Below are 15,862 nucleotides of genomic sequence, written 5' to 3' on the forward strand. Positions count from 1 at the left end.
CCAAGGGCTTTCTTGGTACTTATACAAACATTCTGTCATGAAATCTTCTAAGCTAGTTGCCTTTTGACTGGTTTCTGAATTGCAATATGGATCTCCGAGAACTTCTAGCGATAGCCAATCTTGATCAAGATCGCTTCCAGGACGTGGTGTGTTCAACCAAAATAAGGCGATCCACCTCTTGGACGAATTTCTCACTATACAGATCTCCTGTGACGGTCATAGTATACGACCGAGATATCAATCGTGCTAGTCACGTAAAAATTCATCTCCAAGTAACAGAAACTAATGACTATGTCCATATCAGATCTCAGGCGAGAAATTCGGGAAATACGGGGAGTAACACGAGTCGCCGAACTCGCCGAAGGCCTTCTATTGATCAACGGGACGAAGACAGGACTAGTGGTATATGGGGGATCTAAGCAGACAAAGACTCACTCCGAGACACGATTAGAGGTAATCGCGGAGGAGTTTGACACAGCTGACTACTTGTTAGCGTCAATTGAGGGTGTAGCCATTGTCTTGGAGGGCACACTCAACGACTTTGAAATATCGTATCTCCCAACCTATACAGGTGATATCGGACGGGAGAACCTAATTGCGGCTGTAGACGAACTAATACGCTCCAGTGTGAAGCGAGAGACTCTTCCGATAGACTATTTCTCGGAAACTGAACGCGACGACGTCCTCGAACTCTTTGAACAAGTACTGACCGCAAACTTAACGGCTTACTACACTCCGCAGCCGGTTGCACATATTGCGGCAAACTGGGCAACGGCTGGAGAGCGAACATCCGTGATCGACACTGCATGTGGAAGCGGCGAACTACTCACCGCAGCAATTGACGCGATCGGTGAACCGTCGTACTCCCTAGGCATCGACCAGAATAGCCTTGCGTGTGCACTAGCCGAGACAAGGATCCGTGAACGGAAGGTTTCTAATTTCCAAATTAGTGGCAATGATTTCTTCGTTATGTTCGACGAGATAGCTCCTAACACTCAACGCTCTCTTGGTGAGTATGTTGCTTCTGACGGCGAGCCCACGTCGATTCCAAGAGACGGGTTTATTTTATCAAGATGAATGGAGCAAACCACGCCAGTAATTGATTTGACTAACTTGGTCAGGCCGACTATTCCTCGTATATGTACGCTGATCCCGCATGAGCCCATTCAAACCCGTTTTCATCAAAGGAAGCTCCAATAAGGGCCGTTTCGCCACCAGAGTCAAGAGCAACTGACAGTCCGAAGCGATCATTTTCGTCACCATCATCTGCGGTAAGCTTAGTCGTTTGGCTCCACTCATCATTGCGCTTCGCAAAGATATACGCCGAACCCGAGACAGCCCCGTTGTCATCGTCTTCGGAAGCCCCAATGAGGGCGGTCTCCCCACGGTCGTCAATTGCAACCGAACTGCCAAAACTGTCGCCTGGGTTGCCATCATCTGCGGTGAGGGTGGTCATCTTGCGCCACCCTTCATCAGTCTGCGTAAAGATATATGCCGAACTCCTCTCCGACGACTCGTTATCATCATCAACGGAAGCCCCAATGATGGCAGTTTTGCCGCCGCAATCAAGGGCAACTGAACGACCGAAGGCGACGACATAATCGCAATCACCTGCGGTGAGTTTAGCCGTCTGAATCCACTCATCACAATCTTTGGTAAAGATGTATGCCGCACCCGAGTTACTCCTGTTTTCATCGTCACGATAATCCCCAACGAGTGCAGTCCTACCATCGTTGTCGAGTGCGACTGACCCACCGAATGAATCGTAATCAGTCTCATCATCTGCGGTGAGCTTGGCCGTCTGACTCCACCCTGTATCAGTCTTCGTAAAGATGTACGCTGCGCCCGAATAACCCCCGTTGGGGTCGTCAATGGAAGCACCAATGAGTACAGTTTTGCCGTCACAAGCAAAGGCAACTGAAAGGCCGAAGGCGAAAACATGATTGTCTTCATCTACGGTGATTTTAGCCGTCTGGTTCCACCTATCATCAGTCTTCGTAAAGATATATGCCGAATCTGTATTACGGCCATTGGCTGCAACAAGAGCGGTTTTACCATCGTCATCGAGTGCCACCGACCAACCGAAAATATCGCCTGGATCGCCATCATCTGCGGTGAGTTTAGCTGTTTGGCTCCACTCCGAATTCATCTTCGTGAAGATGTAGGCTGCGCCCGAGTCCTCCCCGTTGTCGTCGTTATTAAATGCTCCAATGAGTGCAGTTTCACCATCGCCATCAAGAGAGACAGAATAACCAAATCTGTCGTCTTCAGCATTATCGGTGGGGACAAGTTTGACGAGTTGCTCCTCGACGTCGGTTTCCAAGCTGTCACGAGTGTTCGAGGTTTTTAATTGGCCAGCAGGTGTGGTCGAGTTCTTTCCTCCGGCAACACCTCCGAGTCCGAGGGAAACAACCCCGCAAAGTCCAGCTAAGAAGGATCGACGGTCAACGGGTATGCGAGATTCGGATTTGTCTGCGTTGGTGAACGGTGCGGTCTCGTGTTGGTTATCGCGAGATCTCATAGTTTGAAGCTATAACCTTCTGTAATAAGTTTTGTGATAGTGGAGAGTATCAAAATTTCAGATTCAGAATTCGGAATTTTCCAACACCTGGTCACTGGTATTTTCGCGCACTGGTATTCAGTTATATAGTAAACTTTTTGAGGATATTTCCCTCCGGGGATGGCTCACCCCTATTATGATGCTGGTCTGTCTATTCTCTATAAATTACGACCTCGTTCCGTATGGGCGCAATGAACTATTCAAAGAGTTACCCGAGGAGATCACCGAACTCCGCGATACATCGCAAGAGGTTGCCGAACTGATGGCAAGCAAAATACTGAGTCGTGCGTACAGCCAGGTCAAGTTAGTCGGGCTCTCGATTGATGTCAAGGGAGCACTCTACCATTGGGATACGCTGAATCCATCCTCATTTGCGTCGTTAGCACCGTTTGATGAACGCGAAGTGGACAGCAAGAATTCAGTCATCGTGTGGCGATCTTCTGATGAAGATCAGTCGGACGACTTTGAAACGTGGCTTGAGCCGCGACTCGATGGCTTAGATTGGGTTCATTCGGACTATTCGCCACTCAATCGAAATTAGATCACTTATAGAAGAGAATTGTATCGTTTCGCCTCTCTTGAATCCACTTCCGGCTCCCCGATCTGCGGTCGAATGGTTGTCGTGTTGATTTCAGGGAGTGTATAACAATATTCAATGCGGTCATTGGATGAGTTGCGAGCGTCGTCGGGGCCTCCCTGGTGCCATAAACTTGCCCCGCGGCGCTCGGGACAAGCATTGCAAACTGCGTGTTTCATGGCAGACTTCCGGACGACTGGCCGTGACGTCATTCCCACCACGGCCATCATGGTTCCCCGGTGGGGAAATCCGATGTGAGAACGGGTTGCTTGTTGGTAGAAGCACCATCGACGCTCCGACTCGTGTCGTCGATGGCGGCCACTTCGTGGCCCCGGTGGTTCGAATCCACCCCCGTTCGTATGGCTAGAATCCATTTTCCTCACCACCTCCTGTTGCACTAAGCAGTTGTGGACACATTTGCTACCGGCAGAAGGACGGCAGAGGGTATTGATTCGGCTATACTCGAAGCTCTCTCAGCACGACTCACCAGAAGTACGCATTGAATCTGCTAGGTATGCCGTCGCGATTCATTCTGATCGAACCATCACCATGTCCGAACCGAGTACCCAGGACGTCGCTGCCAATAGCCGATCGAGAGGTGCCAAATTCTTGAAGTCATTGCTCTTCACTCAAACAGTGCAGTATTCTTTACAACAGGGTGAGGAAGTGGAGAGGACCGACAAACTAGTATCCGAACCGCACTACTCCTGTAGTGAGGATTCCTGTTCCCCAGTCGAAACCGTCACCAGCATTTCCTTGAGCAGCGTGTCAACCTGCGGTGTGGCGCTGTAGGCGGCTTGCTGAGCGGATTGGTCATACTCGATTATCCCTGCATCAGCGAGTTTTGGGAGATGGATATGATGTACCGCGATTTCTGTATTCGTTTCCCTTTCTGCTGGGTCTAAGTCACTCCCTTGTGTAAGCTCCGTCACCAACGTAGAGGTAGACAGGGAAGACTCTGTGTTGGAAAGGCATTGTAGGAGCGCCCGGCGTTGGTGATCGGCGAGCAGCTCGTATAACTGGGAAATCTGTCCCTTTGTGGTGCTACGATCGCCAATCGCGTGTCTGTCCTCGTGCATACGTGACCCTCAATTGCCCACATATATAACTATTATTTCTAGCTATCTTGTTAGATTGCGAAATAACCAAGAAATGGTGGGAAATATCGCTCATCGACAGAGTGGGTTGTGAGATACCGCAAAATAGACGTTCGATACTAAGAAAAGAGCAATCGATGGAGCTGGCGATTAGCTCTCATGCTGCTCATCGGCACCCGCTTCGCTAAAGTGAAAATGGTCGAACGGCTGAACATACCGTGAGCGCATGATCTCGGAACTCTCGACCGTGATCCCTGACTCGTGGAGTGTGTCCGTGATACGGGTGATATCTTGGGTACTCGTGCCAACCACTTCCACGTAGATATTTCGTCGCCCAACCAACATCTCACGCACATCGACGACACCCTGTATCTCGAGCAGTTGCTGGACGTAATCGGCGCGCTCGGTTGCTGGCACAGTACAGACGAACAGGACACGAAGCGGGAGATTTGCTGCCTCGTAGTCGAATTATAGACAAATTATCAATATTAAACTTATTCTGTTCTATTATTTCTAAAGTAAACTCTGATATTTATCGGGGTGCATGGTAATTCTTAACACGATGGGGGCGGCAGCGACGAAATAGGCTGATTAACAGTGACGGAACGACCAGACGACAATATAACGAACGAAACGCCAATCAACTACCAGAAAAAAGCTATCCTTCCAGTACTGGTGATTTGCTTTGGAGTTCTCATCCATGCTGGACTCACCACTAGCACCACCACTGTCAGTTTTGCCGCGATAGTGCTTGGGTTCTTGTTGATGGTCGTCGGACCGTTCAGGAGCTGTTATGTTTCCAACAATAAGGATGACGAGTCCGACAATAGAGAAAAGATGGTAGAGTAAGTGGGACTTTTCGTATATAGCCGTCGAGAGAGAGCAAGCACCCCTGTGATGGTTTTCCTACATCTAACGATCAGGGAGTTCGGGCAAGGTTGTGAGTGGGACAATCGATGATGAGTTCAGGGAACTGCTTTCACCGATGGCGTGAATAAACGCTCTGCACTTTCACTTGAGACTAGAGTTCACTGTCTCATTCTGACTCCGTTGTCTGTAGAATAGTTGAAAAAGGGCTACTAGTTCGGGTCACTGAAAACAATATACTTCGGGTGATTCGTGAGTCCGAGTTTCCGGCAGTGACCGCTCGGTGGGTTGCAGTGCGTTTAGGATGAAACAGCGGCCAGTTCATCAGCGGCTTGAAGAGCTTCATGGGTGGAGTGAGGTGGAATGTGGGAAGTTGAGTCCGCGGGTGGTTATCTGGTGGTATTCGAATAATAGTCGTTCTGAAGCTGACAGAACAATATAACATACTGTGTAACTACCACCAGTTTGAGTGGGCGCAGTTACTAATGCACCCACAATATTGATTGTGAGCGGATTTGGCTAACACCCATTCGATGCTTGTACGGTTCGTGTTTTTCCGTCATCCGCGACCTGATGCTCACAGGAGGGTTGACAGTCAGTCGGTTCAAGCACTCCAAGCCATCCTGATACAATATCAGTGGCTCCACTGACTGCGAAGTAGAGTTTCCCATTTGCAATTGTTGGTGATAGACCCGGAGCACCTGCATCCACGGCAGAACTCCAACGTTCTTTGCCAGTTACTGTCTCAAGAGCATAAACGATATTTTGTGGGGGATGACTTCCCGACGGGGGCGTCCCCGGACAACTGTAATACCGAGCGGCGACGTAAACGGTATCCCCTGCGACCGTTGGTGCAGCATCTACATGTGCAGGTGTTTCAAATCGCCAGCGCTCGGCACCGGTTTCCCGATCGAGGGCATAGACCGTTCCTGCTGCATCTATTGGATGATCCGCATTATCAAGGAATGCGCTAAATGATGAGCGTGTACTAACATAGACATGGGAGTCGTCAACAGCAGGTGCACTGACATACGGTCGATTGCCTTCACCCCGGGCACGAACAGTCCTTTCCCACTGCTTGCTTCCATCTGTGGCCGAATACGCATAAACAGATAATGTCTGACGGGAGAACAACCCTCTCTCATAACTCCGATTTCCATCGGCGTCATCGCTCGTAAGATAGAGTGTGTTTGGAGTCACGGCGGCGTCCATCCAACTCTCTGGAGCAGGAACCCGCCACAGTTGTGTTCCATCAGCTGCATCCCGAGCAATGAGGTGAGTAGTCGGATCTCCACTGAGTGTTTCAGGGGATTGAGTAAACACGACACCATTGACGAGCCCGAGTAATTGTTCATTTAGTTCGCCGGTCCAGATCGTTTGTCCCGTTGTGGCATCAAGCGCATGAGAGCCAACATAAACTCGGCCATCACTGGCGTCAAGTATCGGAGGACGGACAATATCCTCTCGGAACCATTCGATAGTTCCGCTCTGCGCATCTAAAGCATAGATACCCCCGTAATTGTAATTTTCCCGTTCGCTTTCTTCTGAATGTTGTGATCCGCTAAAAAAGAGTCGTCCTCCACTAACTACGGGAGCGTGACGTGGAAAGCCAATACGAGTATTTGATTCTGGATTGTGCCTACGAATCCATTTTAGGGCACCTGTTTTTTCGTCAAATGCAGTAATATACCCAATCCTTAATACATAATCAGTCTCCCTTCCGATATAAACCGAACCATTGCTAATCGTAGGGCTCCCAGAGAGTTCGCTCGCCCCATAATTAGCTGACCATCCTGTGGTCACATACGGACCTCTTGGACCGTTGGTAGATGCTATCTGAGTTCTATCAACATCTTCACGAATACTGTCCTGTGAGATAGGGTTCTCATTCGTATCATCTGTCGCCAAAACTGGTGCAGTGTATTTGGCTGAAACTCCAAGTGCAGCTCCTCCTCCGATCATTTGAAGGAATGTACGTCGATTCACCATAGACGGATATTCGATTATCGAATCCCGTAATAAGCTTTCTGACAGAGAATGCTGCTTCTACATCGTTGTATGCGATTCAAAATCATCCATTCTGCCATATATGTCCCCACTCGGTCGAGGGGGCCCACTGGTGTCTCAGGTGTATCGTCGGTCGTTGTATCCGCGCTTTCCGTCAGCGTTCGCTGGTTGGTGATATCCGAGACCGGCACTTGGCGTGCCATAGATGAAAAGTACTGAGACGGTGGTTAGTTCGATAGTTCTTTTCGTCCGGTTCTTACGCATGACCAGCACGGGAAGTCACCGAGGCCGTCGCAGTCACAGTCGTCTGGTTCGGTTTCATCTTCGTCCTCGGAGGGGAAGGCGTTGAGCGTCCCGTCGTCGGTTGCGGTTTCGACGGCGGCCATGTGCTTGCAGTAGGCGTTGCGGTGGACGTGATGCGGGCACGTACAGGCCATCAGTTCGTTGGTCACGTCGTCGATGGAGACCACGTATTGGTGGTCTGCGGGGTTCTCGTGGCTCTCGTTGATCACTTCGACGAGTCCGGGGACATTGACGTCGAAGGAGAATTGTTCCCACTTTGTGCGTTTCTGTGCCGTCTCGTCAGCTTCAAGGGCTGCGGATTGCTTTGTACTCATGGTCTTTCCGGGTTTAGGAAGACCGGTGCCGGGTGTTAGAGCACCCGGCGCGTTTCTACACACGCCCGAGGGCACCGTTCTTCCTACCATATCCTATGTGGGATACGGTATTAAAGATTTCGGTATCCCATGTAGGAGTTGGTATTAAGTAGGTGGCTGCGATACTATGGGCTATGACCGAGAATGAGAGTGAACGGGACGAGCAGGGACGATTTGCGGAGCAAACGAGTGATGACGATATTCTTCGAGTGATTCGTGAGTCCGAGTTTCCAGCAGTGACCGCTCGGTGGGTTGCAGATACGGTTGGGATGAAGCGGCGGCCAGTACATCAGCGACTCGAAGAGCTACATGATCAGGGTAAGTTGGAACGTGGGAAATTGAGTCCACGGGTAGTTATCTGGTGGATTCCAAACAATGAGGAATAGATGGTCGGGGAAGAATCATCGATGCAGATACTAGTCCGGAGTTCGTTCAATTGATTGGCAGTCGGTTGTTTTTGCAGTCATTTAGTCGTCGAAAACTATTAGCCAAATGATAGTCTGGATCAAGAAGTGAAGAAAACCATTCTCGCACCGGGCCCAGGGAAGATCGATTCAGAAAAAAATCGACGAACCACCAAGCGCTCTGGCTGTTGCGATCCATCACTCGGACCATATCCAATTGGAAATCTCAGGGACGGGATGGACGAGTGGCGATCTAGAGGCCCAGGCACGGAATATTTTCGAGCTGTTTGAGCGATTCGTTTCCGAGTTCGACGGAGATATGCGGAGTATTGTTCGAAATCGGATCCACATTCGAGAACCACATTTGACGGCAAAGAATCGCCGTCTCATTCATGAGATTCGAGCCGATTTCTTTACTCGACCGTACTATCCTGCGAGCACGTTCGTTGAGGTTTCCGATTTAGCGCATGATGACGCTTTGATCGAAATCGAAGCTAATGCAGTGATTCCGAACGATGATTGGGAAGCGGAAGTTCGGATGGACGAGTGATAATCAGTGAAATGAACAAGGAAATTGGAGTGTCGCCAAACTACGACCAGCGGACGTTCGCATCGTCGTCGAACGTATAGTACTGTTCGTACCAGACGATCTCGATGTCATCAATCGACACGTCGTCGTCAACAGCGTAGATGACTACCCCTTCTTCGGTGATTCCGGGTTGAAGTTCGGCCCATTCGTAAGCTTCGAACTCCTCACCGATGTAGAGATCCGGATTGTATTGCGTGTTGTCAGCAATTGCTTTGACACTGAAGTCATTCGGTCCGTACGCCGGTTCATTTCCGGTGTTCTCCGCGGTGACTGTTACGAATAGCCACTTCTCGCCCGGCGGTGCATCGTAGTCGCTGTAGCCGTCGTAGTACGATTCTTCAAATCGAAGATCATCCACAGTGATCTTCATACCGTTCGTCATCATGTGCGTCTCGCCGAATGAGAGAGACCCTGTGTTCGACTCTGTCGGCGACGAGTCCGAGTCGTCTGACCGATCAGTCGTTGTCGATTCTACCATGGTCGTGGTTTCGGATTGCGTGCTCGTCGAGGTTGGTTTTGCAGTAGTGGACTTCGGAGTGGTTGTCGTCTGGGGCTTAGGCTTCGAGCCGAAGTTGACTTGTCCTTCCCAGACATCAACGAGATCATCTCCAAGGACATCTTTATCGAGGAGTTCGACGCGAATATCCTTCGTACCGTAGTACACCTGGAGATCGCTTTCGTCAAGGTGGATCGTGTAGGTGCCGGACTCTTTTTGTGGGAGTTCCTGTGTCTCGATAATCCAGTCACCATCAATGTCGACAGCGAGTGCTGGTTCGCCAGAGCCATCCACATCAGTATCTGGCATGCGTGTATCGACGGTTACTTCCAAATCGAAGTTCTGGAGACCAGAACTGTCGGAATTCGGTTGTTTGTTGATGATCTTGACGTCAAACTGCCGATTCGTGATAGTCGTGTCGACAGTTGTCTGTGTCTCAGTCGTTGTAGTGGTTGCTGTCGTGGTTTCAGCGTCGGCAGTCGTGTCGCCGGAGCAGCCGGCGGATACCACCATCAGAGCCACGAGAACGAGAGTGATGCCTCTAGTGTAGGTGCGGTAATTCATAGGATCTATGACCAAATATAGAAACGTATAGTAAGGATATAAACTTACCCAGAGTGGAAATATAACATAGAACAGGATAAGGGAATAAAGAACCACTACACCCACGCCATGATTCTCCTGTCGCTGGGTTGGTATGGTCAATCACTATCTGATGGAGGTAGCACTCTCAAACAAAAGAAGCCATGCAGAGCGTGATCTACGTACGCTGTCGATTGAGTGACGTTATTCGGATTCCTCACTGGTACGCGCATAGAGCAATTCACTCTCCCCATCATCGTAATCGCTCTCCGGACCACCGATGATGAGATCTAGCTCTCGAGTGATACCACTGACCGCAATCGTCTCCGGATAGCGCCCATCATAGTCGAATTGGTCTATGCCTCGTAGGTTTCGAATGCGGGGACAACATCGACGTCGCTCTCTCGTGTGACTTCCTTCGTCGGGTTTACAAAACTTCCCGTGAGCCACGCACTGCAAAGGCAATCTTCGTTGACTTCGAGTGCATCTCAGATCTGTGGCCACGTTGGCTTGCGTTCGTTATCGCCCATTGCAGTGGAGTATTGGGAATTGGTTACTGTGAGACAGGCACCAAGTCGCGATGCCGGAACCAGACCTCGATTTCCTCATCATCGGTTTCGATGCGGTAGCTCTAGGCGTCGAGTTCGCGCCCAGTCTCGTCTCCGAGAGTATCCTGCAGGACGTCCGTGATGGTGCATTCTTTCCCATGGTGTTCACTATCGGGATCGGTCTCGGAGACGTAGGCTTGTACGTCGTCGCCCGGTTGGAACGGAACCCTCGCAGAATTGAACGTATCTCCAACTATCATAGCCCCTCGGAGGTTTCGTCTGTAACCGTCAAGTTTCGTTTCGGGGTGCGTGATGATGAGGTTCAACCCAGCAAGGATGACCACAGCCACGGCGGCCAACCCGAAATTCAGCAGTTAAATCGTGACTTCTTTCTCCGACTCACCCGCCTCGAAGGAGACGACCGTTCGTTCGTTCGCTGTCGCCAGTGTGACCTCAACGGGGTGGGTCGAGTCAACGGCTACGCGAATCACCTGTGAGGGGTCGATTCCGGCGTCTTCAACCCACACCGTCACCTCGGAGACACCGTCCAGCGTCAGGTCAAGCGCGTTCTCCGCAGGTGGGTTCGCAATTGGGTCCTTCCACGCGGTGCCACGCTTGAGGTGCGGTGTCGGTTCGGTTCCCTCGCGTTCGTAATCCGCTTCAATCGGTGGGGCCTCACCGAACCCACGCGAACGAGCGTCGACACGGCCCGACTCCGCGTCAGCGGCGACCGTCGCGTCCGACACCCAGTACGCCCCATCGTGGACGAGTCCGAACTGTTCGGCATCGTACTCGGGAACCAACGGGTAGACGACACGCGTTGGGTGCATCGGAACGGTGGCGTTCCCGAGGAAGTCACGGGCCGGCCTCCACTCGTCACGGAAGGCGAAGGTGAAGTGGTCGTACTCGGGGAACACGTCGAGTTCGTGGCGATAGCCGAGCTCCCGCAGTCGCTCCTCTGTCGCCGTGTACACCGGCGCGGGAACGAGCTTGTCAGCACCTCCGTTCCACATACGAAGCGGGAGGTTGCGGAATCCATCGAGGTACTGGGGCGTGCTTCCCTCATACGGTTCGGCTTTGAAGGCACCACCGGAGACGGCAAACGCTCGCGCGAACAGACCCGGGTACTGCCCGCCGAGCCGGAACGTCCCGAACGCACCCATTGAGTACCCACCGAGGGTCACGTGGTCGGAATTAATTGCATACCGTGAGCGGACGTCGCCCCACGCCTCGAAGACGTCGAGCTCCGCCTCGTTCAGGTACCACCCTGCTGGCCCCCTCCCGTGTGGGGTGAGGATGAGGGAATCTCGCTGTTCACCCAGTTGTCGGAGGAGGTTCGGACTCAGGGTGGCGTACTCGCTGTACGTTGACCCGAGTGAGTGCAGGTGGAGATGCATTGCGGTCGGCGTCTCAGAGTCGTAGCTCTTCGGAACGTACAAACCGTACTGCTGGACCCGGCCACGAAGGATGTCGTTCTCTGCGTCGACACCCGACCCGATATCGTAGTGCGACGAGTAGAGACGCGTCTGAAATCCCGTCTCGGGAAGTCGGCGCTCTTCGACGTGCGTCTTGACCTTAGCGAAGTCGATGTCGGCGTGGAACTCGCTGATGTCCCGGGCCGCGAGTGCCGTTGCCTGTGCGTGGTCGCGCCAGTGGCCGTACCCGATGCCGCGAGAGCCGGTCTCCGTCGCATCGTCGAGTTGTTCCTCACCGGTTTCGCGGTCGATGTTTGGTGCGCCGACCGGTTCGTCGAAACGGAAACCGACATTGAACACCGGCGGGGGTGACGACTCGTGAGCCCCACCGGCGTGTGTCTCATCGGGGAGTTCCTGGATAGGAACGAACAATTTCTTGGCGGGGTCGAACAGACCGACCACGAGGTAGTGGCGCCACGTCTCTTCGTCCGGGGTGAGAGGGACCGTCACGTCGATCTGGTTCCGAGCGAGGTCGACCTGTGAGTCGACTAGTTCACCGTCGAGTTCCGCGCCGTCACCCCACGTCACGACAACGTGGTCGAGCGACAGGTCACCGAGCGTCCCGAGGCCGTACCCCCATTCGTCCGTTCCCGTGGTGCCACCGGTGTCGATGCCGATGGCTGCGGCAGCGATGCCCGACTGGGTCATCGTGTTGAGTGTCACGCGGTATCGGAGATTGTCACCCTCCGTCGTCGCTCGAAATTCGAGGAGGTCGGCAGCGTTGTGGCGGTACGTCTCGGCGTCCGTCGGGTAGACCACGTCACCCGTCATCACCCCGTTGTCGCCGTATGCCGAGGCATCGTTCGGTGCGGGTTGTGGCGGCGCGGCCGTTTCCGTCGTGTTCGCGCCGTAGTCGTCGTAGACGTAGTCCTGATACTGATACTCACCCTCGGAGTACCCCTCGGTCCCTGCGACGAGCAGCGGCTCGGCACGCCACGGTGGGGTGTTCTCGAACTGCGGTGCCCTTGCGGGCGGTTCGTAGAGAACGTCTGGCCCCTGTTTCGGGCCGGTTCTAGAACTCGCCGCGGCAGGTTCGGTCAGTGGTTCGGACACACCGACGCCGAGCAGGCCCCCTGCGACAGCTGTCTGGAGGAGCCGTCGACGTGAAAGAGTACCTCGGATGTTCGACTGACCAGTTTTGTCATGGTCGTTGTGGTCGGTCATACGAAGGTATCACGATGTATAGTATGTAATTTTAGTGGCTGACGTATCTAGTGATCGTCATTTGGTGCGACGGTGGCCAACCCCCTTGTCACGATGTGTATCGTTCTCACAAAAGAGGACGTTTCGTCCCATACTCCTATTGCTCATGTGTAGCTCATTGTTGATGGGCCGTTGTCTTGCGGTTCACTCCGGGCCGCCCTGAACCAGAACTTCACACGAAAGACGCTCAGAACGTTGATTGTAAGTCTCGATTTGGCGACAATGGCTGTATCAATAATCACCGATACCCTGTTGCACGTTCAAAATTAGTTCGCCGGACGGGACGGGTGGACTGAAACTGACCACTCATCGGCGGTGCTGACCTAATGATGTTCTGTTTCTTGATCATCTGTTCTAATTTAGTGGCGGTCTGAGATGACTTCGGTGAGCAGAGCGTGCCGAAAAGAGTTGAAACCAAGCTATGACTCGGCTTGATTGGGAAGTCAACCGACATAGTATAAGTGTTAGAGAGGATTCAGTTGTCACAACCTCTCCCTCTACGCGGCTTCTGAAGATAATCTCATCAAGACAGCACCGGCTGTCGATTTCGCTCCTCAACCGAACACAGATGGCGCTCACAGTCACTCGACACTACGTCAAACGTACGACCGAGAGGATACCCAGTAATCCATGGATTCACACAGAGGTTTCGCTACCTCGCGGATGACACCACCCTAGAACACTTTCACAGGGAGGATGACGGACGTCCAATTAAAAATCGCTCTGAAGTCCACTGATTCCTCATCTCCCCGTGAGCGTTCGCTGGTCGGAGAGATGCGAGACCGTCAATTGAGTGCTATCGATAAAAAGGCTGAAGCGATGGTTCGTTCGGCAGATCCGTCCGTCCCGTTCGCACGCATGGCCAGCACGGGAAGCCACCGAGGCCCTCACAGTCGCAGTCTTCGGGTTCGGTATCGTCTTCGCCCTCTGGTGGGAAGGCGTCGAGCGTTTCCTCTTCGGTTGCGTTTTCGACGGCAGCCATGTGGGCACGTGCAGGCCATCAGTTCATGCGTCACGTCGTCGATGGAGACTGTGTACTGGTGGACTGCGGGGTTCTCGTGGCTCTCGTTGGTGACTTGGATGAGTCCGGAGGCATTGACGTCGAAGGCGAATTGGTCGGCCTGTGCGCGTTTCTGTGCCGTCTCGTCAGCTTCACGGGCTTCGACTGCAGTGGAATCAGCCACCGTCGCCTTCTCCTCTACAACTAATAACATAGGAACCAACCGCTAGTTGATGCGTGTCGCAGCATTCACCGATTTGACCGGACCGGATGGTGTCTCGATTATTGATCAACCAACACCTGAACCCGATAGGGGCGAGGCTGTGGTTGCAGTTGAGGCGTGTTCGATCAACCGTCACGACCTCTGGATTCTCGAAGGGGACTCCGCGATGGTGGACACGGACGATCTGCCGTTCATTAGTGGTCTTGATCTCGCTGGAACTGTCCAAGACATCGGCGAGGATGTCACTGAGGTCAAACCGGGTGATCGTGTGGTACTCTGCCCAAACGAAACCTGCGGGGTATGTCGGTATTGTCGAGAGGGCCCAGAAAATCTTTGCGAGGATTTCTCTCTCTACCACGGTGGCCTGGCCGAAATTGCTCGGGTTCAAGCCGACCGCCTCGTCCCGCTTCCTGACGACGTGGGGATGGTCAAGGCAGCGGCTCTCCCAACGGCCTACTTGACTGCCTACCATATGCTTCGCCGAGTGGAAGCCGGACCAAACGACCTCGTGTTCATTCCAGGTGCAACCGGCGGCGTCGGTGTGGCCGGTGTACAACTCGCGGCGATCCATGGTGCTCACAGTATTGGGACGTCTTCCTCCCAAGAGAAACTCAGCCACCTCGAATCGCTCGGCCTTGACTACGCTATCGAGAGCACCGAACCGGACGAGATTCGGGATGCAGTCACTGATATCGGCTCGGTTGATGGGGTACTCAATCACCTCGGTGGCGCATATACTCAGCTTGGGTTGGACGTCTTGCGGCGCGGTGGTCGGATGGCGGTTTGTGGGCGAACAGCTGGTAGTACGTCCGAGATCGATATCCCTGATCTTTTCCTCGGTCATAAACGTGTCATCGGGAGCACAATGGGGACGCAGGGCGATTTGGAGACACTGGTTGGACTTGTCGCCGATGGTGCGCTCACGCCAGAGGTTGACAAAACATACCCACTTGAAAAGACTGACGCAGCGTTCGCGGCGATGCAGGATCGTGAAAGCGTCGGAAAGCTCGTCATCACTCCCTAGTCGTTTCTGTTCAATGGTTTATTACCTCACGAGAGCACTGAGATGAGAATTGTATCGTTTCGCCTCTCTTGAATCCACTCCCGGCTCCCTGATCTGCGGTCGAATGGTTGTCGTGTTGATTTCAGGGAGTGTATAACAATATTCAATGCGGTCATTGGATGAGTTGCGAGCGTCGTCGGGGCCTCCCTGGTGCCATAAACTTGCCCCGCGGCGCTCGGGACAAGCATTGCAAACTGCGTGTTTCATGGCAGACTTCCGGACGACTGGCCGTGACGTCATTCCCACCACGGCCATCATGGTTCCCCGGTGGGGAAATCCGATGTGAGAACGGGTTGCTTGTTGGTAGAAGCACCATCGACGCTCCGACTCGTGTCGTCGATGGCGGCCACTTCGTGGCCCCGGTGGTTCGAATCCACCCCCGTTCGTATGGCTAGAATCCATTTTCCTCACCACCTCCTGTTGCGCTAAGCGGGTGTGGACACACCTGATCTTGAGTGAAGATAGTTGCTGTGAGTCGATTTTTACACCAGAGTGTCGTCTCAGTCAATCAGGGA

At 52.8% G+C, this 15,862-nt stretch carries 14 protein-coding genes and 1 pseudogene; 6 read left to right on the forward strand and 9 right to left on the reverse strand.

The window, feature by feature from the left end; genetic code table 11:
- Window positions 1-291: 291 nt before the first annotated feature.
- On the forward strand, window positions 292-1,077 hold the full coding sequence (locus ACN2TU_RS24085; protein WP_435159061.1) for an N-6 DNA methylase: 786 nt from the start codon (window positions 292-294) through the stop codon (window positions 1,075-1,077).
- A 49-nt stretch (window positions 1,078-1,126) separates the two neighbouring features.
- Here ACN2TU_RS24085 and ACN2TU_RS24090 read toward each other — a convergent pair whose 3' ends face one another.
- The gene (locus ACN2TU_RS24090) at window positions 1,127-2,521 is read right to left on the reverse strand and encodes an FG-GAP repeat protein (protein ID WP_435159062.1); all 1,395 of its coding nucleotides are present in this window, start codon (window positions 2,519-2,521) and stop codon (window positions 1,127-1,129) included.
- A gap of 175 nt (window positions 2,522-2,696) precedes the next feature.
- Between ACN2TU_RS24090 and ACN2TU_RS24095 the strand changes: the two genes are divergently transcribed.
- Window positions 2,697-3,101, forward strand: coding sequence for a hypothetical protein (locus ACN2TU_RS24095; RefSeq protein WP_435159063.1), 405 nt, complete (start codon window positions 2,697-2,699; stop codon window positions 3,099-3,101).
- A 737-nt stretch (window positions 3,102-3,838) separates the two neighbouring features.
- Here ACN2TU_RS24095 and ACN2TU_RS24100 read toward each other — a convergent pair.
- From ACN2TU_RS24100 to ACN2TU_RS24115, 4 genes are all read right to left on the reverse strand, one after another.
- Window positions 3,839-4,216 (reverse strand): DUF7344 domain-containing protein, encoded by a 378-nt coding sequence (locus ACN2TU_RS24100; RefSeq protein WP_435159064.1) that lies wholly within the window; start codon window positions 4,214-4,216, stop codon window positions 3,839-3,841.
- 168 nt (window positions 4,217-4,384) lie between these two features.
- Window positions 4,385-4,651, reverse strand: coding sequence for a hypothetical protein (locus tag ACN2TU_RS24105; RefSeq protein ID WP_435159065.1), 267 nt, complete (start codon window positions 4,649-4,651; stop codon window positions 4,385-4,387).
- Window positions 4,652-5,620: 969 nt separating this feature from the next.
- Window positions 5,621-7,090 (reverse strand): outer membrane protein assembly factor BamB family protein, encoded by a 1,470-nt coding sequence (locus ACN2TU_RS24110; protein WP_435159066.1) that lies wholly within the window; start codon window positions 7,088-7,090, stop codon window positions 5,621-5,623.
- Window positions 7,091-7,335: 245 nt separating this feature from the next.
- Entirely contained in the window at window positions 7,336-7,725 is a 390-nt protein-coding gene (locus tag ACN2TU_RS24115) for an SWIM zinc finger family protein (RefSeq protein ID WP_435159067.1), read from the reverse strand.
- Between the two features lie 173 nt (window positions 7,726-7,898).
- On the opposite strand from ACN2TU_RS24115, the gene ACN2TU_RS24120 reads away from it, so the two are divergent.
- Complete coding sequence (locus ACN2TU_RS24120) at window positions 7,899-8,150, forward strand: hypothetical protein (protein ID WP_435159068.1); 252 nt, start codon at window positions 7,899-7,901, stop codon at window positions 8,148-8,150.
- 235 nt (window positions 8,151-8,385) lie between these two features.
- Window positions 8,386-8,718: a RidA family protein gene (locus ACN2TU_RS24125; RefSeq protein ID WP_435159069.1), complete on the forward strand. Its 333-nt coding sequence runs from the start codon at window positions 8,386-8,388 to the stop codon at window positions 8,716-8,718.
- A 40-nt stretch (window positions 8,719-8,758) separates the two neighbouring features.
- Here the strand turns inward: ACN2TU_RS24125 and ACN2TU_RS24130 are convergent, their stop codons facing one another.
- The 4 genes and pseudogenes from ACN2TU_RS24130 to ACN2TU_RS24145 form a co-directional block, all read right to left on the reverse strand.
- A complete protein-coding gene (locus ACN2TU_RS24130; protein WP_435159070.1) occupies window positions 8,759-9,766 on the reverse strand; it encodes a DUF4352 domain-containing protein in 1,008 nt (335 codons plus the stop codon).
- Window positions 9,767-10,388: 622 nt separating this feature from the next.
- Window positions 10,389-10,643, reverse strand: a pseudogene (locus ACN2TU_RS24135) (DUF8139 family protein).
- 114 nt (window positions 10,644-10,757) lie between these two features.
- A complete protein-coding gene (locus tag ACN2TU_RS24140) occupies window positions 10,758-13,022 on the reverse strand; it encodes a hypothetical protein (RefSeq protein WP_435159073.1) in 2,265 nt (754 codons plus the stop codon).
- An 835-nt stretch (window positions 13,023-13,857) separates the two neighbouring features.
- Entirely contained in the window at window positions 13,858-14,043 is a 186-nt protein-coding gene (locus ACN2TU_RS24145) for a hypothetical protein (protein ID WP_435159075.1), read from the reverse strand.
- On the opposite strand from ACN2TU_RS24145, the gene ACN2TU_RS24150 reads away from it, so the two are divergent.
- Both ACN2TU_RS24150 and ACN2TU_RS24155 read left to right on the forward strand, forming a co-directional pair.
- Window positions 14,042-14,269: a hypothetical protein gene (locus tag ACN2TU_RS24150; RefSeq protein WP_435159077.1), complete on the forward strand. Its 228-nt coding sequence runs from the start codon at window positions 14,042-14,044 to the stop codon at window positions 14,267-14,269. The two genes, ACN2TU_RS24145 and ACN2TU_RS24150, sit on opposite strands and share 2 nt — an antisense overlap.
- Window positions 14,270-14,294: 25 nt before the next feature.
- Complete coding sequence (locus ACN2TU_RS24155; protein WP_435159078.1) at window positions 14,295-15,308, forward strand: alcohol dehydrogenase catalytic domain-containing protein; 1,014 nt, start codon at window positions 14,295-14,297, stop codon at window positions 15,306-15,308.
- Window positions 15,309-15,862 lie beyond the last annotated feature (554 nt).

Source organism: Haladaptatus marinus (assembly GCF_051194195.1).

What these genes read in the sequence shown, in the direction of transcription:
- ACN2TU_RS24085 (WP_435159061.1), top strand. Translation starts at nt 292, where the DNA reads ATGTCCATATCAGATCTCAGGCGAGAAATTCGGGAAATACGGGGAGTA.
- ACN2TU_RS24090 (WP_435159062.1), bottom strand. Translation starts at nt 2,521, where the DNA reads ATGAGATCTCGCGATAACCAACACGAGACCGCACCGTTCACCAACGCA.
- ACN2TU_RS24095 (WP_435159063.1), top strand. Translation starts at nt 2,697, where the DNA reads ATGATGCTGGTCTGTCTATTCTCTATAAATTACGACCTCGTTCCGTAT.
- ACN2TU_RS24100 (WP_435159064.1), bottom strand. Translation starts at nt 4,216, where the DNA reads ATGCACGAGGACAGACACGCGATTGGCGATCGTAGCACCACAAAGGGA.
- ACN2TU_RS24110 (WP_435159066.1), bottom strand. Translation starts at nt 7,090, where the DNA reads ATGGTGAATCGACGTACATTCCTTCAAATGATCGGAGGAGGAGCTGCA.
- ACN2TU_RS24115 (WP_435159067.1), bottom strand. Translation starts at nt 7,725, where the DNA reads ATGAGTACAAAGCAATCCGCAGCCCTTGAAGCTGACGAGACGGCACAG.
- ACN2TU_RS24120 (WP_435159068.1), top strand. Translation starts at nt 7,899, where the DNA reads ATGACCGAGAATGAGAGTGAACGGGACGAGCAGGGACGATTTGCGGAG.
- ACN2TU_RS24130 (WP_435159070.1), bottom strand. Translation starts at nt 9,766, where the DNA reads ATGGTGGTATCCGCCGGCTGCTCCGGCGACACGACTGCCGACGCTGAA.
- ACN2TU_RS24140 (WP_435159073.1), bottom strand. Translation starts at nt 13,022, where the DNA reads ATGACCGACCACAACGACCATGACAAAACTGGTCAGTCGAACATCCGA.
- ACN2TU_RS24150 (WP_435159077.1), top strand. Translation starts at nt 14,042, where the DNA reads ATGTGGGCACGTGCAGGCCATCAGTTCATGCGTCACGTCGTCGATGGA.
- ACN2TU_RS24145 (WP_435159075.1), bottom strand. Translation starts at nt 14,043, where the DNA reads ATGGCTGCCGTCGAAAACGCAACCGAAGAGGAAACGCTCGACGCCTTC.
- ACN2TU_RS24155 (WP_435159078.1), top strand. Translation starts at nt 14,295, where the DNA reads ATGCGTGTCGCAGCATTCACCGATTTGACCGGACCGGATGGTGTCTCG.